At 73.3% G+C, this 22,926-nt stretch carries 16 protein-coding genes; 14 read left to right on the top strand and 2 right to left on the bottom strand.

Features of this window, described 5'->3' with window-relative positions; translation table 11 throughout:
• Positions 1–15 precede the first annotated feature (15 nt).
• From ligA to ACZ7D7_RS28015, 12 genes are all read left to right on the top strand, one after another.
• Positions 16–2,211 (top strand): NAD-dependent DNA ligase LigA, encoded by a 2,196-nt coding sequence (ligA, locus tag ACZ7D7_RS28070; RefSeq protein ID WP_470827854.1) that lies wholly within the window; start codon positions 16–18, stop codon positions 2,209–2,211.
• A 259-nt stretch (positions 2,212–2,470) separates the two neighbouring features.
• Positions 2,471–4,729: a putative bifunctional diguanylate cyclase/phosphodiesterase gene (locus tag ACZ7D7_RS28065; RefSeq protein WP_470827852.1), complete on the top strand. Its 2,259-nt coding sequence runs from the start codon at positions 2,471–2,473 to the stop codon at positions 4,727–4,729.
• Positions 4,730–4,829: 100 nt separating this feature from the next.
• Positions 4,830–5,126, top strand: a complete 297-nt coding sequence (gatC, locus tag ACZ7D7_RS28060; protein WP_031117542.1) for an Asp-tRNA(Asn)/Glu-tRNA(Gln) amidotransferase subunit GatC — start codon at positions 4,830–4,832, stop codon at positions 5,124–5,126.
• Positions 5,127–5,132: 6 nt separating this feature from the next.
• On the top strand, positions 5,133–6,632 hold the full coding sequence (gene gatA, locus ACZ7D7_RS28055) for an Asp-tRNA(Asn)/Glu-tRNA(Gln) amidotransferase subunit GatA (protein WP_470827851.1): 1,500 nt from the start codon (positions 5,133–5,135) through the stop codon (positions 6,630–6,632).
• Positions 6,629–6,868, top strand: a complete 240-nt coding sequence (locus tag ACZ7D7_RS28050; protein WP_470827849.1) for a hypothetical protein — start codon at positions 6,629–6,631, stop codon at positions 6,866–6,868. The genes gatA and ACZ7D7_RS28050 overlap by 4 nt, the downstream gene beginning before the upstream one ends.
• Positions 6,869–6,884: 16 nt before the next feature.
• Positions 6,885–8,396 (top strand): Asp-tRNA(Asn)/Glu-tRNA(Gln) amidotransferase subunit GatB, encoded by a 1,512-nt coding sequence (gene gatB, locus ACZ7D7_RS28045; RefSeq protein ID WP_470827847.1) that lies wholly within the window; start codon positions 6,885–6,887, stop codon positions 8,394–8,396.
• An 89-nt stretch (positions 8,397–8,485) separates the two neighbouring features.
• Positions 8,486–8,827 carry a hypothetical protein gene (locus tag ACZ7D7_RS28040; RefSeq protein ID WP_470827846.1) on the top strand — a complete coding sequence of 114 codons (342 nt, stop codon included), beginning with the start codon at positions 8,486–8,488 and terminating at the stop codon, positions 8,825–8,827.
• A gap of 152 nt (positions 8,828–8,979) precedes the next feature.
• Complete coding sequence (locus tag ACZ7D7_RS28035; protein WP_470827845.1) at positions 8,980–11,226, top strand: MMPL family transporter; 2,247 nt, start codon at positions 8,980–8,982, stop codon at positions 11,224–11,226.
• The gene (locus tag ACZ7D7_RS28030) at positions 11,204–11,779 is read left to right on the top strand and encodes a GNAT family N-acetyltransferase (RefSeq protein WP_470827844.1); all 576 of its coding nucleotides are present in this window, start codon (positions 11,204–11,206) and stop codon (positions 11,777–11,779) included. Before ACZ7D7_RS28035 ends, ACZ7D7_RS28030 begins: the two co-directional genes overlap by 23 nt.
• A 35-nt stretch (positions 11,780–11,814) precedes the next feature.
• Positions 11,815–12,399 carry a hypothetical protein gene (locus tag ACZ7D7_RS28025; RefSeq protein WP_470827842.1) on the top strand — a complete coding sequence of 195 codons (585 nt, stop codon included), beginning with the start codon at positions 11,815–11,817 and terminating at the stop codon, positions 12,397–12,399.
• Positions 12,400–12,583: 184 nt separating this feature from the next.
• Positions 12,584–12,820 (top strand): hypothetical protein, encoded by a 237-nt coding sequence (locus ACZ7D7_RS28020; RefSeq protein ID WP_470827841.1) that lies wholly within the window; start codon positions 12,584–12,586, stop codon positions 12,818–12,820.
• Positions 12,821–12,969: 149 nt separating this feature from the next.
• A complete protein-coding gene (locus tag ACZ7D7_RS28015) occupies positions 12,970–16,014 on the top strand; it encodes a helix-turn-helix transcriptional regulator (RefSeq protein WP_470827840.1) in 3,045 nt (1,014 codons plus the stop codon).
• 52 nt (positions 16,015–16,066) lie between these two features.
• Here the strand turns inward: ACZ7D7_RS28015 and ACZ7D7_RS28010 are convergent, their stop codons facing one another.
• A complete protein-coding gene (locus ACZ7D7_RS28010) occupies positions 16,067–17,233 on the bottom strand; it encodes a PQQ-dependent sugar dehydrogenase (RefSeq protein WP_470827839.1) in 1,167 nt (388 codons plus the stop codon).
• Positions 17,234–17,306: 73 nt separating this feature from the next.
• Entirely contained in the window at positions 17,307–18,305 is a 999-nt protein-coding gene (locus ACZ7D7_RS28005) for an aldo/keto reductase (protein ID WP_470827838.1), read from the bottom strand.
• A gap of 76 nt (positions 18,306–18,381) precedes the next feature.
• Between ACZ7D7_RS28005 and ACZ7D7_RS28000 the strand changes: the two genes are divergently transcribed.
• Positions 18,382–19,332 (top strand): 2-hydroxyacid dehydrogenase, encoded by a 951-nt coding sequence (locus tag ACZ7D7_RS28000; RefSeq protein ID WP_470827836.1) that lies wholly within the window; start codon positions 18,382–18,384, stop codon positions 19,330–19,332.
• 405 nt (positions 19,333–19,737) lie between these two features.
• Positions 19,738–22,737 (top strand): putative bifunctional diguanylate cyclase/phosphodiesterase, encoded by a 3,000-nt coding sequence (locus ACZ7D7_RS27995; protein WP_470827834.1) that lies wholly within the window; start codon positions 19,738–19,740, stop codon positions 22,735–22,737.
• The last annotated feature ends 189 nt before the right edge of the window (positions 22,738–22,926 follow it).

The following is a 22,926-nucleotide window of genomic DNA, read 5'->3' as shown; positions in this document are numbered from 1 at the left end:
CGGGAGGACGACACGGTGGCCGGCGACAAGCAAGCGGACATCACGGCGGTGCCAGCCGAGGCACGGGAGAAGCACGCCCTGCTCGCCGAGCAGATCGAGGAACACCGCTTCCGGTACTACGTGAACAACGCCCCGGTCGTCAGCGACGCGGAGTTCGACAGGCTCCTGCGGGCCCTGGAGGCGCTGGAGGAGGAGTACCCCGAGCTGCGCACGCCGGACTCGCCGACGCAGAAGGTCGCGGGCTCCTACGCGACGGAGTTCACGGCGGTCGAGCACCGGCAGCGCATGCTGTCGCTGGACAACACGTTCAACGACGAGGAGCTCGCCGCCTGGGCCGACCGCATCGCGCGCGAACTGGGCGAGCAGGAGTACCACTTCCTGTGCGAACTCAAGGTCGACGGACTCGCCGTCAACCTCACCTACGAGCACGGCCGGCTCACCCGCGCGGCCACCCGCGGCGACGGCCGCACCGGCGAGGACATCACGCCCAACGTCCGGACGATCGCCGAGATCCCGGACCGCCTCCGCGGCGACGACGTTCCCGACCTCGTGGAGATCCGCGGCGAGGTCTACTTCCCGATGGAGAAGTTCGAGGAGCTCAACCGCCGTCTCGTCGAGGCCGGCGACAAGCCCTTCGCCAACCCGCGCAACGCGGCGGCCGGTTCGCTGCGCCAGAAGGACCCGCGCGTCACCGCCACCCGCCCGCTGCACATGGTCGTGCACGGCATCGGCGCCCTGGAGGGCTCCGCAGGCGTGACCCGCCTCTCCCAGGCCTACGACCTGCTGAAGACCTGGGGCCTGCCCACCTCCCGGCACAACAAGGTGGTGGACGGCCTCGACGGCGTACGGGAGTTCATCGCGCACTACGGCGAGAACCGCCACTCGGTGGAGTTCGAGATCGACGGCGTCGTCGTCAAGCTCGACCAGATCCCGCTCCAGGGCCGGCTCGGCTCCACCTCCCGCGCGCCGCGCTGGGCGATCGCCTACAAGTACGCGCCGGAGGAGGTCAACACCAAGCTCGTCAACATCCGCGTGGGCGTGGGCCGCACGGGCCGGGTCACTCCGTACGCCCAGGTCGAGCCGGTGACGGTGGCCGGCTCCGAGGTCGAGTTCGCCACGCTGCACAACCAGGACGTCGTCAAGGCCAAGGGCGTGCTCATCGGCGACACGGTGGTGCTGCGCAAGGCCGGTGACGTCATCCCGGAGATCCTCGGCCCGGTGGCCGACGCGCGCGACGGCAGCGAGCGCGAATTCGTGATGCCGTCCGAGTGCCCCGCCTGCGGTACGCCGCTGAAGGCGATGAAGGAGGGCGACGTCGACCTGCGCTGCCCCAACGCCCGGAGCTGTCCCGCCCAGTTGCGGGAGCGGCTGTTCTACCTCGCGGGCCGCAAGGCGCTCGACATCGAGGCGTTCGGCTATGTCTCCGCCGCCGCCCTCACCGCCCCGCTGGAGCCCGAGGACCCGCCGCTGAAGGACGAGGGCGACCTGTTCGACCTCACCATCGAGCAGTTGCTGCCCATCAGGGCGTACGTCCTCGACCAGGACAGCGGCCTGCCCAAGCGCGACCCGGAGACCGGCGAGGAGAAGGTCGCCCAGGTCTTCGCCAACAAGGAGGGCGGGCCCCGGAAGAACGCGCTCGCCATGCTGGAGAACATCGCCGCCGCGAAGGAGCGCCCGCTCGCCCGCATCCTCACCGGACTGTCGATCCGGCACGTCGGACCGGTCGCCGCGGAGGCGCTGGCCCGCGAGTTCCGGTCCATCGACCGCATTGAACAGGCCAGTGAGGAAGAGCTCGTCGCGGTCGACGGAGTGGGCGAAATCGTGGCAAAGGCGGTCAAGGAGTGGTTCGCCGAGGACTGGCACCAGGAGATCATCCGCAAGTGGAGGGCCGCCGGTGTCCGCATGGAGGACGAGCGCTCCGGGGAGGACGAAGGGCCGCGCCCCCTCGAAGGTCTCACCGTCGTCGTCACCGGCACCCTCGAACACTTCACGCGGGACGGCGCCAAGGACGCCCTGCAGGCCAGAGGCGCCAAAGTGACCGGATCGGTGTCCAAGAAGACGTCGTTCGTCGTGGTGGGTGACAGCCCGGGATCGAAATACGACAAGGCGATGCAGCTGAAGGTTCCGGTTCTGAACGAGGACGGCTTCAACGTCCTGCTGGAGCAAGGGCCGGAGGCCGCCGCCGGCGTCGCACTTTCGGCCGAGGAATAGCGGTTGAAGGCCACCTGATCGGCGCATATCAGATGCATAAGGGTGGCAGGGGCGCATTCGGGCAACCGTCGACGACCGCTGCCCGTAGAAGCCTTCCGCGGCCTACTGTTGAGATGTGCGCCTGCCGTGCCCAGCCGCGGCCGGTGCGTTCCCGTGCTGCCGAAGTTCCGGGGACAGGGTTTTCCAACGCGGAGCCGTTGATGGTTGTCGGGCGTCGGACCGCGTGGCGTGGGCGCCGCCGGCCGTGAGAGGGACGGGAATGGAACCGACCGAGAGCGCCGCCCCGGACACACGGCTGCGCCTGCGCCGCGTGACCAACGCGTTGCGGGCGTTCCACCGGGCCGCGCGGGCCGCGCACGCCGGCGTGGACACCCACGCCGGCCACCACCGCCCCGCGGCGCACGGCCCAGGCGCCGCCTACGCCACCGCCGGACACGCCCCGGCCCTGCCCGGCGCCGAGCAGGACCGGCGGTGGACCTGGCCCCCGCTGCACGCGGCGGTCGTCGCGGCGGCCGGGATCGTCCTCGGCGCCGGTTTCTACCGCGCGTTCGCCGAAGGCCACGCCCTCTTCCCGTCCGGCCGGGTCGGCTGGTCCCTCGCGGTGCTCACCGGCATCATCGTCGGCCACCTCGTCATGCTCGGCCGCTCCCGCTGGTGGGGCGGCACCGGCTCCGGCGCCGCCCTGACCCTCGCCGTCCTGCTGCTGTACGGCTGGGTGCCCGCCGGCATGGTCAGCCTCACCGTCGTGGTCCTGGTCGGCGTCGCCCGCCGCGGCCGCTGGCGCCAGGGCGCGCTGCACGGCGCGGTGGACATCCTCGGCATCGGCGCCGGCGCCCTCGTCCTGGCCGTCTCCGGATCCGTGCCCTCCGTCGAGCACCCCTGGACCCCGGACACCTGGACGCTCTACGCGGTGCCCGAGGTGATCCTGGTCGCCGTCGCCTACCTCGCCGTCACCCGCCTGCTGCTGTGGTACCTGCACGCCCCGAACCGCGGACTGCCCACCGTCGCCCGCACCGCCCTGGTCAGACAGGGCCTGGTGGCGGTCGCGCTGCTCGGCATCGCGCCCCTGGTGTGCGTCGTCGCCGTCGCGCGGCCCGTGCTGCTGCCGCTGTTCGCCATCCCGCTGATCGCCCTCGACTCCACCCTGTGGATGGCCCGCGCCCGGGCCGAGGAGCAACTGCGCGACCCGCTGACCGGGCTGCCCAACCGGCAGTGGCTGCTGGAGCGCATCTGGACCGCGCTGGACGACGCCGAACGCATCGACGCCCGCGCCGCCCTCATGCTGATCGACCTCGACCGGTTCCGGTCGGTCAACGACACCCTGGGCCACCTCGCCGGCGACCGGCTGCTGCTCCAGATCGCCGACCGGCTGCGCCTCGCCCTGCCGCGCGGGGCGGAGGCCGCGCGGCTCGGCGGCGACGAGTTCGCCGTCTTACTCCCCGTCGCCGACTCGACGACGTCCGCGACCCGTGTCGCCCGCACCCTCGTGGCGGCCCTCAGCTCACCCCTCGACCTCGACGGCCTCACGCTCGTGCTGGAGGCAAGCGCCGGGGTCGCCGTGTTCCCGGACCACGCGCTCGACGCCGAAGGCCTGCTGCGCCGCGCGGACGTGGCGATGTACCAGGCCAAGCGGGACCGCACGGGCGTCGAGGCCTACGAGTCCAAGCGCGACTCCAACACCCCCGACCGGCTCGGCCTTCTGGGCGACCTGCGCCGCGCCCTCGACGCGCACGAGGTCGAGCTGCACTACCAGCCCAAGGTCCGCTTCGACGGCCAAGTGGCCGGACTCGAGGCGCTGGTGCGCTGGGTGCACCCCGAGCGCGGCAAGGTGCCGCCGGACGAGTTCATCGCGATCGCCGAGTCCTCCGGGCTGATGCCCCACCTCACCGAGTACGTGCTGGAGACCGCGCTCGCCCAGGTCGCCGTGTGGCGCTCGCAGGGCCTGTTCGTGCCGGTCGCGGTCAACGTCTCCCCGCGCGACGTCCACACGCCCGGCTTCGCCGGCTCCGTCGCCGCCCGGCTGGCCCGGCACGGCGTCCCGGCCGGCGCGCTCCAGCTGGAGATCACCGAGCATGTCCTGCTGGAGGACCCGCAGCGCGCCGCCGACACCCTCAACGGCCTGACCGGGCACGGCGTGAAGATGTCGCTGGACGACTTCGGCACGGGCTACTCCTCGCTGGTGCACCTGCGGCGGCTGCCCGTCAGCGAGCTGAAGATCGACCGCTCCTTCGTGGCCCGGCTGGCCGTCGACGCCGAGGACGCGGAGATCGTGCGCTGCACCCTCGACCTCGCGCACTCCCTCGGCCTGCTCGTCGTCGCCGAGGGCGTCGAGGACGACGAGACGTGGGAGCGGCTGCGGGACCTGGGCTGCGACGCCGTACAGGGCTGGCTGGTCGCGGCGGCGATGCCGCCGGAGGAGACCACGGCGTGGCTGCGGGCGCGGGGGGACCGCGGCTGGCAGCGGCCCGCCGCCGCGCTGCCCGCGGCGGCGGGGGACGACCCGGGGTGCGTGGGCTAGGACCCGGCCCGGGGCCGGTCCCCGGACCGTTTAACGGGTACGGCCCCCGGACCCATAGGATTGGGCCAAACCCAACACACTCACCCCAGAGGATCGCTGCATGCCTGGCATCACGCGCGAGGAGGTCGCCCACCTCGCCCGGCTGGCGCGTCTGGAGCTGAAGCCCGAAGAACTCGACCACTTCGCGGGCCAGCTCGACGACATCATCGGCGCGGTCGCCCGCGTCAGCGAAGTCGCCGACCAAGACGTACCGCCGACCTCGCACCCGCTCCCGCTGACGAACGTCATGCGCCCGGACGAGGTCCGTCCCTCGCTCACCCCCGAGCAGGCGCTCTCCGGCGCCCCGGCCCAGGAGCAGCAGCGTTTCAAGGTGCCGCAGATCCTGGGGGAGGACTAACACGTCATGACGGACAGCAACATCATCAGGCTCACCGCCGCCGAGACCGCCGAGAAGATCGCTTCCGGCGAGCTCACGGCCGTCGAGGTCACCGAGGCCCACCTCGCCCGCATCGAGGCCGTCGACGAGAAGGTGCACGCCTTCCTGCACGTCGACCGCGAGGGCGCCCTCGCCCAGGCCCGCGCCGTGGACGAGAAGCGGGTCCGCGGGGAGAAGCTCGGCCCGCTGGCCGGCGTCCCCCTCGCGCTCAAGGACATCTTCACCACCGAGGGGATCCCGACGACCGTCGGTTCCAAGATCCTCGAAGGGTGGATCCCGCCCTACGACGCGACCCTCACCCAGCGGCTGAAGGCCGCCGACGTCGTCATCCTCGGCAAGACCAACATGGACGAGTTCGCCATGGGGTCCTCCACCGAGAACAGCGCGTACGGGCCGACGGGCAACCCGTGGGACCTCACCCGCATCCCCGGCGGCTCCGGCGGCGGCTCCTCCGCCGCGCTGGCCGCGCACATGGCGCCGCTCGCCATCGGCACCGACACCGGCGGCTCCATCCGCCAGCCGGCCGCCGTCACCGGCACGGTCGGCGTGAAGCCGACGTACGGCGCCGTGTCGCGGTACGGCATGGTCGCGTTCTCGTCCTCCCTCGACCAGGGCGGGCCCTGCGCCCGTACGGTCCTGGACGCGGCGCTGCTGCACGAGGTGATCGCCGGGCACGACCCGATGGACTCCACGTCCATCGACGCGCCCGTCCCGCCGGTCGTCGAGGCCGCGCGCAACGGCTCGGTCGAGGGCATGCGCGTCGGCGTCGTCAAGCAGTTCCGCGGCGAGGGCTACCAGGCCGGCGTCATGCAGCGCTTCGAGGAGTCCGTCGCGCTGCTCAAGGAGCTCGGCGCCGAGATCGTCGAGCTGGACTGCCCGTCCTTCGACCTGGCGCTGTCGGCGTACTACCTGATCGCCCCGTCCGAGTGCTCCTCCAACCTCGCCCGCTTCGACGGCCTGCGCTACGGCCGGCGGACCGGCGACGACGGCACGCACTCCGCCGAGGAGGTCACCTCCCTGACCCGCGAGGCCGGCTTCGGCCCCGAGGTCAAGCGCCGCATCATGCTGGGCACGTACGCGCTGAGCTCCGGCTACTACGACGCGTACTACGGCAGCGCCCAGAAGGTCCGCACGCTGATCAAGCAGGACTTCGACAAGGCCTTCGAGCAGGTCGACGTGATCGTCTCCCCGACGACCCCGACCACCGCCTTCCCGATCGGCGAGCGCGCCGACGACCCGATGGCGATGTACCTCGCGGACCTGTGCACCATCCCGACCAACCTGGCGGGCAACGCGGCCATGTCGCTGCCCTGCGGCCTCGCCCCGGAGGACAACCTCCCGGTCGGCCTGCAGATCATCGCCCCGGTCATGAAGGACGACAGGCTCTACAAGGTGGGCGCCGCGGTCGAGGCCGCCTTCGTGGAAAAGTGGGGCCACCCGCTGCTCGAGGAGGCACCGTCGCTGTGAGTGCACTGACCAAGGCCAAGGGCTTCAAGAAGTCCAAGTCCGGTACGTACCTGTCCATGGCCGCCACCGCGTTCGGCGCGATCGGCGTCGCCAAGCGGCTGAGGACGGCCCGCGCCGAGAAGGACACCCTGGTCCTCATCGACGCCACCGTGTCCGCCGCCGCGATCGTCACCGGCCTCGCCATCCTCTACCGCGAGCTGAAGCGGCTGGGCGACGACGACGTCCTGCTGGGCTGAGAGGGAAGTTTTCACCGTGACCACCACGACCGACCTGGTGTCGTACGAGGACGCGCTCGCGTCGTACGACCCCGTCATGGGCCTCGAGGTCCATGTCGAACTCGGCACCAAGACCAAGATGTTCTGCGGGTGCGCCACCGAGCTGGGCGCCGAGCCCAACGCGCAGACCTGCCCCGTCTGCCTCGGCCTGCCCGGCGCGCTGCCGGTCGTCAACGCGACCGGCGTCGAGTCCGCGATCAGGATCGGTCTCGCGCTGAACTGCGAGATCGCCGAATGGTGCCGCTTCGCCCGGAAGAACTACTTCTATCCGGACATGCCGAAGAACTTCCAGACCTCCCAGTACGACGAGCCGATCGCCTTCAACGGCTACCTCGACGTGCAGCTGGAGGACGGCGAGACCTTCCGCGTGGAGATCGAGCGCGCCCACATGGAGGAGGACACCGGCAAGTCGACGCACGTCGGCGGCGCCACCGGCCGCATCCACGGCGCGTCCCACTCCCTGCTCGACTACAACCGCGCCGGCATCCCGCTCATCGAGATCGTCACCAAGCCGATCGAGGGAGCGGGCGAGCGTGCCCCCGAGGTCGCGCGGGCGTACGTCCGTGAACTGCGCGAGGTCATCCGAGCGCTCGGCGTCTCCGAGGCCCGGATGGAGATGGGCCAGATGCGCTGCGACGTGAACCTGTCGCTGCGCCCGAACGGCACCGAGAAGTTCGGCACGCGTTCCGAGACGAAGAACGTGAACTCACTGCGGTCCGTGGAGCGCGCGGCCCGCTTCGAGATCCAGCGGCACGCGGCCGTGCTGTCGTCCGGCGGCACGATCGTCCAGGAGACCCGCCACTTCCACGAGGACACCGGGTCCACGACCTCGGGCCGCGTGAAGGAGGAGGCGGAGGACTACCGGTACTTCCCGGAGCCCGACCTGGTGCCCGTCGCGCCGTCCCGCGAGTGGGTCGAGGAGATCCGCGCGTCGCTGCCCGAGCTGCCGCTGGTGCGCCGCAACCGGCTCCGCGAGGAGTGGGGCATCTCCGGCACCGACATGCAGGCGATCCTCAACGCCGGCGCGCTGGACCCGATCGTCGCCACGATCGACGCCGGTGCCGACGCGGCGTCCGCCCGCAAGTGGTGGATGGGCGAGCTGGCCCGCAGCGCCAACGAGTCCGGCAAGGCCCTGGACGAGCTGGCGATCACGCCGGAGCAGGTCGCCCGGGTCACCGAGCTGGTGACGAAGGGCGACCTGAACGACAAGCTGGCCCGCCAGGTCATCGAGGGCGTTCTCGCAGGTGAGGGCACGCCGGACGAGGTCGTCGACAAGCGCGGCCTGAAGGTCGTCTCGGACGAGGGCGCGCTCACGGCCGCCGTCGAGGAGGCCATCGCCGGCAACCCGGGCATCGCCGACAAGATCCGCGGCGGCAAGGTGGCCGCGGCCGGTGCCCTGGTCGGCGCGGTCATGAAGGCCACGCGCGGCCAGGCCGACGCGGCCCGCGTGAAGGAGCTGATCCTGCAGAAGCTGGGCGTCGAGGGCTGACGGCCGGCAGCGGCGGAGGGGAGGCGCCCGGCAGTCCGGGTGCCTCCCCTCCGGCGTGCCGCGGGGCGGGCGCGCTACGCTCCCGCGGCATGAGTGGACGCGCTGATTCCGAGCCGCCCGCGGAGCCGGAGGCCCCCGGGCCCGAGGGCGACAGCCCGGACGGGGCCGAGGACGACACCCCGGTCGGCGACGCGCGGCGGGCCCGCTGGGCGGCCGCCGGGGGCGGAGCCCTGCTCGCCCTCGCGGGCCTCGCCGCCGCGCTGCTCCGGCTCGGCGGCGACGCGCCGGCCGTCGTCCCGGTCGCGTACGCCCTCGGCGCCGCCGTGTGCGCCCTCGCGGCGGTCCTCGGAGCGCGCGGCCGGACCCGCAGGGCGCTGTGGCTGCTGATCGCCGGAGTGATGGTCATGGCGGTCGGCGACCACTCCGACTGACGGCCGCCGAGGGCTTCCGGCCGTGAGCGGCCGGGGCTGTGAATAAGCCCACGAACCCGACAAACGATCATTTTTGGCTGTAACAGTGGCACTGCACGGCAGGCATCGCACTGCCGTGCCCCCGTGCAGTCCACCCCCCTGGAGCTCTTTCCGTGGCAGCCCTCGCTCGCTGGTGTGTCCGACGCCGTCTGGTCGCGGTCCTGCTGTGGCTCCTCGCCTTCGGCGGGGTGTCCGCCGCCGCGGTCGTGGCGGGCTCGGCCTACTCCAACGACTACAAGGTCCCCGGCACCGAGTCGGGCCGGGCCGCCGAACTGCTCCGGGAGAGCTTCCCGGACCTCGGCGGGGACAGCGACACGATCGTCTGGCACACCGGCTCCGGCAGCGTCCGCGCCGCAGACGTCGAGCAGACCATGACCCGCACCCTCGACCGCGTCGAGGAACTGCCCGGCGTCGCCTCCGTCACCGGCCCGTACGACGAGCAGGGCGCAGGCCGCGTCAGCGCCGACGGTCACACCGCGTACGCGACCGTCACCTTCGAGGAACAGTCGAAGGACATCGACGAGGCCGACGCGAAGGCCGTCGTGGACACCGCCAAGGACGCGGAGGCCGACGGGCTGCGGGTGGAGCTAGGCGGCAGCGCGGTCGGGCTCACCGAGACGTCCGGCGGACACCTCGCCGAGATCGTCGGCGTGGTCGTCGCCGCGATCGTGCTGTTCCTCGCCTTCGGCTCGCTCGCCGCGTCCCTGCTGCCCATCGCGACCGCACTGATCGGCGTCGGCACCGCGTACGCCGGGATCGTGCTGCTCGGGCACGTCATGACCGTCGCCGACTTCGCGCCCATGCTGGGCATGCTGATCGGCCTCGGCGTCGGCATCGACTACGCCCTGTTCATCGTCACCCGGCACCGGCGCGGCCTGAAACGCGGGCTGTCCGTCGCCGAGGCCGCGACCAACGCCGTCGCGACCACCGGACGCGCCGTCGTCTTCGCGGGCGCCACCGTGTGCATCGCCCTGCTCGGCATGCTCATCCTGCGCCTGAGCTTCCTCAACGGCGTCGCCATCGCCGCCTCGCTCACCGTCGTCCTCACCGTGGCCGCGTCCGTGACGCTGCTGCCCGCCCTGCTGTCGTTCATCGGCATGCGCGCGCTGAGCCGCCGCGAGCGGCGCCGCCTCACCGAGCACGGCCCCGAGCCCGAGGTGCCGACCGGGCTCGCCGCCCGCTGGTCGGCGTTCGTCGAGCGGCACCCCAAGCTGCTCGGCGGCATCGCCGTCGTCGTCATGGCGGTCCTGGCGCTGCCCACGCTCTCCCTGCACCTGGGCACCTCCGACCAGGGCAACGACCCGAAGACCGCCACCACGCGCCAGGCCTACGACCTGCTCGCCGACGGCTTCGGCCCCGGCGTCAACGGCCCGCTCACCCTCGTCACAGAGGTGCACGGCGCCGACGACCGACTGGCCCTCGACAACCTCGACGCCACCCTGCGCACGACCGACGGCGTCGCGTCCGTGACGCCCGTGACCTACGACGCCGGCGGCGACACGGCGTACCTCACCGTCGTCCCGGAGTCCTCGCCGCAGTCGAAGGACACCAGCGACCTCGTCGACCGGCTGCGCGACGACGTGCTGCCGCGCGCCGAGACCGGCACCGCCCTCGACGTCCAGGTGGGCGGCATGACGGCCGGCTACGACGACTTCGCCGACGTCATCGTGGACAAGCTGCCCCTCTTCGTCGGCGTCGTCATCGGCCTCGGCTGTCTGCTGCTCCTGCTGGCCTTCCGCTCCGTCGGCATCCCGCTGAAGGCCGCCGCGATGAACGTCGCCGCCGTCGCCGCCGCCTTCGGGGTCGTCGTCGCGATCTTCCAGTGGGGCTGGGGCAGCGAACTGCTCGGCCTCGGCGCCGCCGGACCCATCGAACCGTTCCTGCCCGTGATCATGGTGTCGGTGCTGTTCGGCCTGTCCATGGACTACCAGGTGTTCCTGGTCAGCCGCATGTACGAGGAGTGGCTGGAGACCGGCGACAACCGGCGTGCCGTGCGCGTGGGCCTCGCCGAGACCAGCCGCGTGATCAACTCCGCCGCGGTCATCATGATCTCGGTCTTCCTCGCCTTCGTCCTCAGCGGCGACCGCGTGATCGCCATGTTCGGCATCGCGCTCGCCGCCGCCGTCGCCCTCGACGCCTTCGTCCTGCGCACCCTGCTGGTGCCCGCCCTGATGCACCTGCTCGGCGGCGCCAACTGGTGGCTGCCCCGCTGGCTCGACAAGCGTCTGCCGCGCATCAGCATCGAGCCTCCCGAGGCCCGCGCGGCCCATGAGAGGCTGGCCGCCGCGACGGACGCCGAGGTGGCGGACGTCCTGGCGGAGGAGGAACGGCAGCGGCATGTACGCGATACCACTGGGTGACGACGGCGCGGAACTGCGGCCCCTGGAGCCCTGGCACGCCGAGGAGTTCCTGGCCCATCTGGACCGGGGCCGGGAGTTCATCAACCGCTTCGTCCCCTTCGCCGCCAGGGCCACGGACGCCGACGGCGCCCGGGAGGTCCTCCAGAGGTACGCCGACTGGCGCGCCGCCGACACCGCCTCCCTGCACGGCCTGTGGCTGGACGGCAAGCTCGTCGGCGGCGTACTGACGCTGAACTTCGACGCCGCGAACGGCACCTGCGAGGTCGGCTGCTGGCTGGAGCCCGCCGCCACCGGACGCGGCCTCGTCACGCGCGCGATGCGCGTGCTCATCGACTGGGCGATCGAGGAACGCGGCATCCACCGCGTCGAATGGGTCGCCGCAGCCGGCAACGAGCCCAGCCTCAACACCGCCCGCCGGCTCGGCATGCGCCGCGACGGCGTCCGCCGCGAGGCCCACCTCCACCACGGCGTACGGCACGACCTGGAGGTGTGGTCCGTGCTGGCCCCGGAGTGGCGGGCGGCACGCGCGCGTACCGCTCACGACGATCATTAAGCAGACTCTCAGACTCCGTCCGTACGGTGCGTGGCATGGCAACGAAGACAGTGGACGGAACCGAGGCCGCCGAGGCCCACGAGGCCCCCGGGGCCGCGAACGACGAGGAGGCGGTGGACGTCACCGAGTCCGAGGACGCGCAGGACGCGGCGGCCGCCGACGCCGCCGAGGCGCAGGACGCGGACGACGAGGGCAAGGACGAGGACGCGGTGGCCGCGGCCGGCCCGTCCGGCGTCGGCCAGGGCGCCGGGGCCGTCGTGTCCGCCGCGCTGGGCGTCGTCTCGCTCACCGGCAGCTGGGTCGGCACCGTGGCCGCCGCGCGCGAGACGCTGATCGGCCAGCTCCGGACCTCGCAGTCGGCGAGCGTCGCCGACCAGGTCCAGGCCGTGTACGGCGACGCCTGGCAGGCCAGCGCCCTGTGGGGCGGCGTGTTCGCCGTGCTCGCGCTGGTCGTCGGCGCCGTCGTGCTCGCCCGGCCCGCGTTCGGCGCGCCGGGCAGGCCGCAGGCCGGCTGGATCAAGTCGGTCGCCCTGGGCGGCGTCGCGCTCGGCGCCGTCGGCCTGCTGCTGGCCGTCCTCAAGTACACCGGCGTCCTGCTCGGACTGCCGTCGACGAGCTGACAGCGCGTACACACAGCGCGTACACCGGGAGGGGCCTCGCGGGTCCGTAAGCACCTTACGGACCCCTCCGAGGCCCCTCACGCACGTCTGAGGTCCCGGCGGCCCCCTCTGAGGTCCCGGCGGCCCCCGAAGATGCGGAACACGCCCGATGCGGCCGTACCGCCTTGGAGACGAAGGTGGGGGCATGCCCGGAACGAGCCGGGCACCGGCCTCTCACCAGGGACACACCATGTACGAGTACGAGCTCCAGCAGTACCGCTCCGCCGACCTGATCCGCCGCGCCGACCACCAGCGCCGGGTGCGCGCCGCACTCCACGCCCGCCGCGCCGCCCACGGCACCGGCACCGGCACCCAGGACACCCGGGAGGCGGAGGACCATACGCACCCCTCCCGACGCCACCGGTACACCCGGGCCGCGTGAACACCGGACCACGGGGGGACGGCGGCCCGGGACCCGGACGCCGCGCGGGTGACCGCCACGGGGAGGACGACCGGACACCGGCCGTCCTCCCCGCGCCGCGTGCTCTCCCCACAGCGAAAACGAGTGCCGCACCGACCGGTCCGCGTGCGATGCTCGGGCCCGTGGAGACCAGGTCCGTGAGTCCCGTGTTCGTCGGCCGCGCAACCGAGTTGGACATCCTGCGCGACGCGCTCGCCCGCGCGGCGGGGGGCGAGCCGCAGGCCCTCCTCATCGGCGGCGAGGCCGGCGTCGGCAAGACCCGCCTCGTCGAGGAGTTCGCCGCCGGCGCCTCCCGGCGGGGCGCCGTCGTCGCCGTCGGCGGCTGCGTCGAGATCGGCGCCGACGGACTGCCCTTCGCCCCGTTCTCCACCGCCCTGCGCGCCCTGCGCCGCGCCCTGCCCGACGAACTCGCCGCCGCCGCTGCCGGGCAGGAGGACGAACTCGCCCGCCTGCTGCCCGAACTGGGCACGGCCACCGCCGGCCGGCACGACGAGGACGGCACCGCCCGCCTCTTCGAACTCACCGTCCGCCTCCTGGAACGCCTCGCCGCCGACCGCACGGTCGTCGTCGTCCTGGAAGACCTGCACTGGGCCGACGCCTCCACCCGGCACCTGCTCGCCTACCTCTTCCGCACCCTGCGCACCGGCCGCCTCGTCGTCCTCGCCACCTACCGCGCCGACGACATCCACCGCCGCCACCCGCTGCGCCCCCTGCTCGCCGAACTCGACCGGCTGCGCACCGTCCGCCGCGTCGAACTCGCCCGCTTCAACCGCGCCGAGGTCGGCCGCCAGATCGCCGGCATCCTCGCCCGCGACCCCGACCCCGACCAGGTCGACGAGATCTTCGAACGTTCCGACGGCAACGCCTTCTTCGTCGAGGAACTCGCCGTCGCCGCCCACGAGGGCTGCCGCACCGGGCTCACCGACTCCCTGCGCGACCTGCTCCTCGTCCGCGTCGAGGCACTGCCCGAGAGCGCCCAGAACATCGCCCGGATCGTCGCCGAGGGCGGCTCCACCGTGGAGTACGCGCTGCTCGCCGCCGTCGCCCGGCTCGCCGAGGACGACCTCATCGAGGCGCTGCGGGCCGCCGTCAACGCCAACCTGCTCACCGCCGCGCCCGCCGGCGACGGCTACCGCTTCCGGCACTCCCTGGTCCGCGAGGCCGTCAGCGACGACCTGCTGCCCGGCGAGCGCTCCCGCCTCAACCGCCGCTACGCCGAGGCCCTGGAGGCCGACCCGACGCTCGTCCCGGCCGACCAGCGCGTGATGCGCCTGGCCAGCTACTGGTACCACGCCCACGACGCGGCCAAGGCCCTGCCCGCCGTCCTCGACGCCTCCGTGGAGGCCCGCCGCCGGCACGCCTACTCCGAGCAACTGAGGCTGCTGGAACGCGCGATGGACCTCTGGGACGCCGTACCCGACGAGGTCCGCGCCACCCTGCGCCCCGTCGACTACACCGAGGTCTACCCCCCGTGCGGCTGCGACCCGGAGGTCGCGCCGCTGCGCTACCTCGACCTCATGGCGGAGGCCGCCGTCGCCGGGCGGCGGTGCGGCGAACGCGAACGCGCCCTGAAGATCACCAAGCGGGCGCTGCGGCTGCTGGAGGACGACCCGGACCCCCTGCGCACCGCCTGGTTCTGGGTCCAGCGCTCCCGCCTCGTCCAGACGATGGCCCGCGGCGACGGCTGGGCGGAGCTCGGCACCGCGCAGGAACTGGTCCGCGGCCTGCCGCCGTCCGAGGTGCACGCCGAGGTGCTCGCCATGGCCGCCGGCTGGGCCATGCTCCACGAACCCGGCCCGGAGGCCGTCACCGCCGCCGAGCGCGCCGTCGACTACGCGCGCATGGTCGGCGCCGCCGACATCGAGCTCAACGCCCGGCTCACCCTCGGCGGCCTGATGGTCGACGCCGGCGACATCGAGGCCGGGCTCGCCGAGATGTACCAGGTGAGGGACCTGGCCGTGGCGCAGAGCCGGCCCGCCGTGCTCGGCCGCGTCCACATCAACCTGCCCTCCTCCCTGGAGGGCGTCGGCCGCTCGGCGGAGGCCGCCGAGATCCTGCGCGAGGGCACCCGCCTCACCAGCCGCATGGGGCTGTTGGAGTCCGAGGGCTGGGTGTGGGTGAACCTCGCCGAGTCGCTGTGCTCCCTCGGCCGCTGGGACGAGGCCGTCGACGCGGCCGTCCGGGCCGCCCAGCGCACCGGGCAGGCCGCCAAGCCACGCGGCGGGGCCTGCCTCCAGCTCGCCGGCGTCGCGCTCGCCCGCGGCGAGGTCGCCGAGGCGGCCCGGCTGCTGGCCGACGCCCGCGCCTCGTACGGCACCCACGACCCCATGCCGCAGAACAACCTGCCCCTGACCCGCATCTGCGTCGGCGTCGCCGCCGCCGAGGGACGCGTCCTCGACGCCCGCGCCGAGGCGGACCGCGCCCTGGACGCCGGCTTCCCGCCCGGCACCCACCGCTACGCCTGGCCGCTGCTGCTCGCCGCCGCCACCGCCGAGGCCGACGCGCGCGGGCAGAGCGCCGCCGAGCAGGGCCGCGCCGCCTTCCTCGAACGCCTCTTCCGCACCGTCAGGAACCTCACCACGGCCGCCCCCGTCTGGGTCGCCCACGACAAGTGGGTGCGCGCCGAACTCCTGCGCGCCGACGGCCGCGACACCCCGGACACCTGGTCCGAGGTGGTCACCGCCTTCGAACCCCTGGAACGCCCCTACGACCTCGCCCGCGTCCGGTACCGGCTCGCCGCGTCCGTCCTGGCCGCCGGCGGCGACGACGAACGCGCCCGCGCCACCGAACTGCTCCGCCTCGTCCACGCCGTCGCCGGCCACCTCGGCGCCCGCCCGCTCGCCGACGCCGTCGCCCTCCTCGCCCAGCGCGCCCGGCTCACCCTCGGTCACCGCGCCCCGGAGCCCGCCCCGGCCGACCCCGCCGAGGCCCTCGGCCTGACCAGCCGGGAACGGGACGTGCTGCGCCTGGTCGCCCTCGGCCGCACCAACCGGCAGATCGCCGGGGAACTGTTCATCTCCCCGAAGACCGCCAGCGTCCACGTGTCGAACATCCTCGCCAAGCTGGGCGTCACGGGCCGGGGCGAGGCGGCGGCGGTGGCCCACCGGGAAGGGCTGTTCCCCGCGGACGCACCCGTGTCCGAAGCCGTGGGCTGACGGTCGCGGGCACGTCCGGGCCACCGGTGGGTGCGTTTCCGGCGGGCAGGTCCTAGGAGACCCGCAGCTCCAGGATCCGGTCGTCGCCGTCCTTCGGCTCGCCCCGCCCGTCGGTGTTGCTGGTCGTCACCCACAGCCGGTCGCCGCCCGCCGCCACGACCGTACGCAGCCTGCCGTGGTCGCCCGCCAGGAACGCCTGCGGCTCCGCCGCGGCCTCGGTGCCCTTCAGCGGCACGCGCCACAGCCGCTCGCCCCGCAGGCCCGCCATCCACACCGAGCCCTCGGCGAACGCGATGCCGCTCGGGGACGCCTCGTCCGTGCCCCACTGGGCCAGCGGGTCGTGGAACCCGCCGCCGTCCGAGCGGCCCTCCGCCTCGGGCCAGCCGTAGTTGTCGCCCGGCTCGATCGCGTTCAGCTCGTCCCAGGTGTCCTGGCCGAACTCGGCCGCGAACAGCCGCTGCTTCCCGTCCCAGGCGAGCCCCTGCACATTGCGGTGCCCGTACGAGTACACCGGGGAGTCCGGGAACGGATTGCCCGGCGCCGGCTCGCCCTCCGGCGTCAGCCGCAGGATCTTGCCGCCCAGGGACTTCCTGTCCTGCGACAGGCCCGTGTCGCCGCTCTCGCCCGTGCCCGCGTACAGCATCTTGTCCGGCCCGAACGCGATCCGGCCGCCGTTGTGCACGAAGCCCTTCGGGATGCCCCTGAACACCGTGTCGGGAGCGCCCAGTTGCTCACCGGCGGGCTTCTTCGCGTCGTACAGCATCCGGACGACGCGGTTGTCGGAGGCCGAGGTGAAGTACGCGTAGACCATGTGGTCGGTGGCGAAGTCGGGGGAGAGGGCGATGCCCATCAGGCCGCCCTCGCCCTCCGGGGCGACGCCCGGCACCTCGCCCAGCTCGGTCTTGCGGCCGGTCTTCTCGTCGACGCGCGTGATCGTCGCGTCGTCCCGGGAGGACACCAGCAGCCCGCCGCCGGGGATCGCGGCGAGGCCCCAGGGGCTGTCCAGGCCCGAGGCGACCGTGCGGACGACCTCGACCGTGCCCTTCGCGGGCGGGCCCTGCTCGGCGCCCCGCCCGGTGGGCGACGAACCGGCCGTCGTACTCGGGGTGGCGCTCCTGCCGTCGCGGTCGGGCGGTCCTCCGTCGTCGGAGGTGCAGCCGGCCGTCAGCAGGAGGGCGGCGGCCAGGGCGGCCGTCGCGGCTCGACGTTGCACGATCATGGTCCCTTCGACGCGGTGGGCTCTCCCTTGTCATACACCGCCCGGGCTCCCCAGGTTCCCGATCCGGGACCCCTCAGTCCCACGACCCCTGCGCCCGGGGCAGCCCCGCGACCTCCGCCAGGTCCCGCTCGGTCAGCCGCAGCGCCGCCGCCCGCGCGTTCTCGGTGACCCAACGTTCCTGCTTGGCGCCCGGCACCGGCACCACGTGCCGGCCCTGCGCCAGCGCCCAGGCCAGCGCGACCTGCGCCGGGGTCACCGCGTCGCCGTGCCGGGCCGCGACCCGGCGCAGCCCCGCGACGATCGGCTGGTTCGCCGCCATCATCTCGGCCGTGAAGCGGGGGTGCCGGGCCCGCAGGTCGTCCGGCTCGAAGCCCTCGCCGGGCGTCAGCGTGCCGGTCAGGAAGCCGTTGCCGAGCGGCATCGCGGCGAGGAAGCCGATGCCGCGCGCCTCGCACCACGGCAGCAGCGCCTCCAGCGCCTCCGGCGACCACACCGACAGCTCGGCCTGCACCGCGCTCACCGGGAACACCTGCTGCACCCGCTCCAGCTGCCGCAGCGTCCCGTCGTGCAGCCGGGCCCCCGCACGCCGAGCCGACCGCGCGCCCACCGCGCACAGCCCCAACGCCCGTACCTTTCCCGCCCGTACGAGCTCGGCCATCGCGCCCCAGGTCTCCTCGACCGGCACCTCCGGGTCCGCGCGGTGCAGCTGGTAGAGGTCGATCACGTCCGTCTGGAGCCGCCGCAGCGACGCGTCGCACGCCCGCCGCACATAGCCGGGGCGGCCGTTGGCCACGATGTGCTGATCGCCGACCAGCAGTCCGACCTTCGTCGACACGAAGGCGTCGGCCCGCCGCTCCTTCAACACCCGCCCCAGCAACAGCTCGTTGGTGAACGGGCCGTACATGTCGGCCGTGTCCAGCAGCGTCGAACCCAGGTCCAGCGCCCGGTGCACCGCCCTGAGCGACTCGTCGCCCCGCTGTCGCGAGGCGCTGTACGCCCAGCTCATCGGCATGCACCCGAGTCCGACGGCCCCCACCGCGAGCGCCGCCGCGCCGATCGTCCTGCGCTCCACCTGCTCGTGACCCTCCCTCTCCTGGCGCCCCCAACCTAACCTCTGCGCCCGCCGGCCCCTGACATAGCCTCCAGACATGACTGCTGACGTGTGGCTTCCCATCCCGCCGGAAGAGATCGAAGGCCTCCCCGAAGGGCCCTCCTACCGCTTCTGGGACGGCGCCGAGGAGTACCCGGCCGACCCCGCCCACTGCGCCTTCTACGTGGTGCCGTACATGAAGCCGCCGGGCCTCGGACAGCGCCCGCTGCCCGCGATGAGCTCCGTCGAGGTCGTCCAGACCCTGTCGGCCGGCACCGACCACGTCGAGCCCGGCCTGAAGCACCTGCGTCCCGGCGTACGGCTGTGCAACGCGCGGGGCGTGCACGAGGCGAGCACCGCGGAACTCACCCTCACCCTGATCCTGGCGTCCCTGCGCGGCATCCCCGACCACGTGCGGGCCCAGGACCGCGGCGAGTGGCTCGGCGGGTTCCGGCCCGCGCTGGCCGACAAGTCCGTGCTGATCGTCGGCTACGGGTCGATCGGCGCCGCCGTCGAGGACCGGCTCGCGCCGTTCGAGGTCGCGCGGGTGGCGCGCGTCGCGCGCTCCGAGCGCACCACGGCGCGCGGCCCGGTGCACCCGATCACCGAACTGCCCGCCCTGCTCCCGGAGGCCGACGTCGTCGTCCTCACCACGCCCCTCACCGACGCCACCAGGGGCCTGGCCGGCGCCGACTTCCTCGCGCGGATGAAGGACGGCGCGCTCCTGGTCAACGTCGCGCGCGGGGCGGTCGTCGACACCAAGGCCCTGCTCGCGGAGCTGGAGAGCGGCCGCATCACCGCCGCCCTCGACGTCACGGACCCCGAACCCCTGCCCCGCGAACACCCGTTGTGGCAGGCACCCGGCGTGCTGATCAGCCCGCACGTCGGCGGGCCCACGTCCGCGTTCCTGCCGCGCGCCAAGCGGCTGCTGGTGGACCAGTTGAGCCGTTTCGTGAACCGGGAGCCGTTGCGGAACGTGATTCTGACGACGGGCACGGCAAGCGTGTAATTCCGGTTCGAGTACCGTCCGCGACCCTTCGGAAGCGGTGGGTACTCGCATCTTCCCTGGTCGTCACGGAGCGTAGAGAACCTATGTCCCTGAGTGACGATCCTGGTGTATCGTCCCGACAGGGGTTGCGCCGCGCACTACGGCGCCAGGGGACGGACATTCACAACGGTGAGGGGGGCGACGGGCGATGCACGGCCTATGGACGAGCGATCCGATGTGGCGGGGCCGCCGACGGCGACCCTGGCGGAAAACCGCGCGCAGCCGCGGTTGCCACGCCCATCAAGGCGGCCTTCACAGCAGTCACACCCGGCACGGCGGGCGCCGCAGGCACGGCAGCCGCAGGAGGCACGTCCACCCGGCGCACCCCAGCCGCCGGGACGCGGGGCCGGGGACCGGGAGGGACCGGTGACGTCGCCGCCGCCCCCCGCGCCGGCCCTCGACGGCGCACCGCGCACGCAGCCGTCGCCGGGCGCCGTGCTGCCCCGCCCGCCGGACCCCGTCGAGGCCCCGGGGCGCACCGCTCCCCGCCTCGCCCTCGCCCTGACCTGCGCGGCCTACGCCGTCGGCGCCGCGCTCGGCTGGGGCTCGGAGCAACTCGCGCTGATCATGGGCGACTTCGGGCTGAGCGCCGCCGCCGCTGCCGCCGCCGTCTCCTGCCTGCTGTACGCCCGCAGCCCGCGAGTCCGGTTTCGGCCCGCCTGGCTGCTGTTCGGCCTCTCCTCGGCGATGGCGGCCCTCGGCAACCTGGTCTGGGGCTGGTACGAGGTGGTCCTCGGCGTGCCCGTGCCCAGCCCTTCCTACGCCGACCTGTTCTTCCTGTGCTTCGCGCCGCCCGCCATCGTCGGACTGCTGGTGCTCGCCAAGCGGCCGGTGACCAGGGCGGGTTGGGTCTGCCTCGCCCTGGACGCCTGGCTGATCGGCGGCTCGCTGCTCACGCTGGCGTGGAGCCTGGCGCTCGCCCAGGCGGCCAAGTCCGAGGGACCGAGCGTGGCGCACGCGGCGCTGTCGGTGGCGTACCCACTGCTGGACATCGCCCTCGTCAGCATGATCCTCGCGCTGCACTTCCGGCGCTCCTCGGTGAACCGCACGGTGCTCAACACCGCCATCGGCGGGCTCGGCCTGACCGTGCTGTGCGACGCCCTGTTCACCTCGCCGCTGCTGCACAACAGCTACCGCTCGGGCGAGCTGCTCGACGCGGGCTGGTTCGCCGGCTCACTGCTCCTGGCGTACGCACCGTGGGCCGCGCCCCGGGACGCGGCGCCGCCCCACGCGGACGGGCACACGCGCGTGGTGCACGAGCACCTGCCGGGCAGGCCCGCGGGAGCGCACCGCCCACCGCCCCCGCCGGCCGACCCCGCGCGCGGCACGGCCGCCCGGCCCATCGCCGGTTCCCTCGCCGCGCTCACCCCGTACCTCGCGGCCGCCGTCTGCACCCTGGGGATCCTCTACAACGTCCTCAACGGCCGCAGCGTCGACCGCGTCGTGCTCATCACCTGCGGCACCGTGGTGCTCGCGCTCGTCGTGCGGCAGGGCATCATGCTGCTCGACAACATCACCCTCACCCAGGAACTCGCGCAGAAGGAGAACCACTTCCGCTCCCTGGTGCAGGGCTCCAGCGACGTCATCATGATCGCCGCGCCCAGCGGCATACTCCGGTACGTCTCCCCGGCCGCCGCCGGCGTCTACGGGCGGCCCGCCGAGGAACTCGTCGGCCAGGAGCTGTCGAGCCTGATCCACCCGGAGGACCTGGGCCGCGTGGTGCACGAGGTGCGCAGATTCCTCGCCGCCGACCCGGCCGACGAACCCACTACGCGCATCGAGTACCGCTTCCGCTCCGGCGGCGGGGGAGGCTGGCTGAACGTCGAGTCGACCGTCAACCGGCACCACGGCGGCCTCATCTTCAACAGCCGCGACGTCACCGAACGGGTCCGCCTCCAGGCGCAGTTGCAGCACAACGCCGAGCACGACCCGCTGACCGACCTGCCCAACCGCACGCTGTTCACCAAGCGGGTCCAGCAGGCGCTCGGCGGCCGCCGGGCCACCGACCGCGGCGCCGCCCTGCGCGGCACGGCCGTCCTCTTCATCGACCTGGACGGCTTCAAGGCCGTCAACGACACCATCGGGCACCAGGCCGGCGACGAGCTCCTCGTCCAGGCCGCCCGCAGACTCCAGGAGGCGGTCCGGCAGGGCGACACCGCCTCCCGGCTCGGCGGCGACGAGTTCGCGGCCCTCATCGTCGGGGACGGCGCGCGCGACCGCACCGCCCGGGAACGGCACATCCTGGAGCTCGCCGACCGCCTCAGGCTGACGCTGTCCCAGCCGTACCTCATCGACGGCAACGACGTCCGGGTCAACGCCTCCATCGGCGTCGCCTTCGCGGACGCCGGCATCGGCGCGGGCGAACTGCTGCGCAACGCCGACCTCGCCATGTACCGCGCCAAGGCCGGCGGCAAGGGCCGCGTCGAGCTGTACAAGCCGCAGATGCAGCAGGACGTCGTCCGCAAGGCGGAGCTGGCCACGCGCCTGCGTGCCGCGCTGAACGACGGCGAGTTCGCCCTGCTGCACCAGCCGGTGGTCTCCCTCCAGGACGGCCGGATCACGTCCGTGTGCGCCCAGGCCCGCTGGCGTTCCTCGCAGGGCGTGCTGTTCACCCCGGCCGAGTTCCTGCGGGTCGCCGAGGACAGCGACAAGACGGCCGAGCTGTGCCGCTGGGTGCTGGAGGAGGCCGTCGAGCAGGCCGCCGAGCGCGCCGCGACCGGGCTGTCCGTACCCGTCGCCGTCCGGATCGGCGCCCGCCGCCTGCTGGACCGCTCCATGCCGCTCGGATCCATCGAGGCGCTGCTCACCCGGCACGGACTGTCGCCCGGCTCCCTGGTCCTCGAACTCGCCGACACCGACCCGCGCGTGGCGCTGGACGACCTGGAGCGCCGCCTCGGCGCCCTCAAGCGGGTGGGCGTACGGATCGCGCTGGACGGCTTCGGCAGCGGTTACGGCACGATAACGGCCCTCAGACGGCTCCCCGTCGACGTACTGAAACTCGACCGCGGCCTCGTCGAGGGCGTCGTGGAGTCCGCCCGGCTGCACAAGATCACCAGCGGGCTGCTGCGCATCGCCACCGACCTCGGCCTGCAGTCCGTGGCCGACGGCGTGGACCTGCCCGAGCAGGTGGTCGCCCTGCGCGCGATGGGCTGCACCCACGGGCAGGGCATGGCCTTCTCCGGGCCGCTGGACGAGTACCGGCTGCGCCGGGCCCTGACCGCCGGCCACTATCCGGTGCCGCACGGGCCGGCCGAACCGGCGTTCGTGAGCGGCGCCGCGGGCGTGTACTCCAGTGGAGTGACAGCCGTCCTCAGAGGCGGGACGGCCCTCCGCTCACATAATGAGACTCCCGTCCCACCCACTTGACAGTGAGTGCGTGCCGGGGGGAGGGTCAGTGCCATGCGCACCCGAATTCTCGTACTTGGAAAGCGCGTCGGCTGAAGCTGGTGACGTCCGGACGGACCCGGAACTCCCAGCGACCCCACCCGGCGCGCTCCCCTCGCTTGCCTTTTGGCACGAGGGGTTTTTTGTTGCACAGGCACCTGCCGAGCAGCA

The organism is Streptomyces sp. NPDC037054 (genome assembly GCF_055606745.1).
This window is presented reverse-complemented; position numbering and strand designations above follow the sequence as displayed.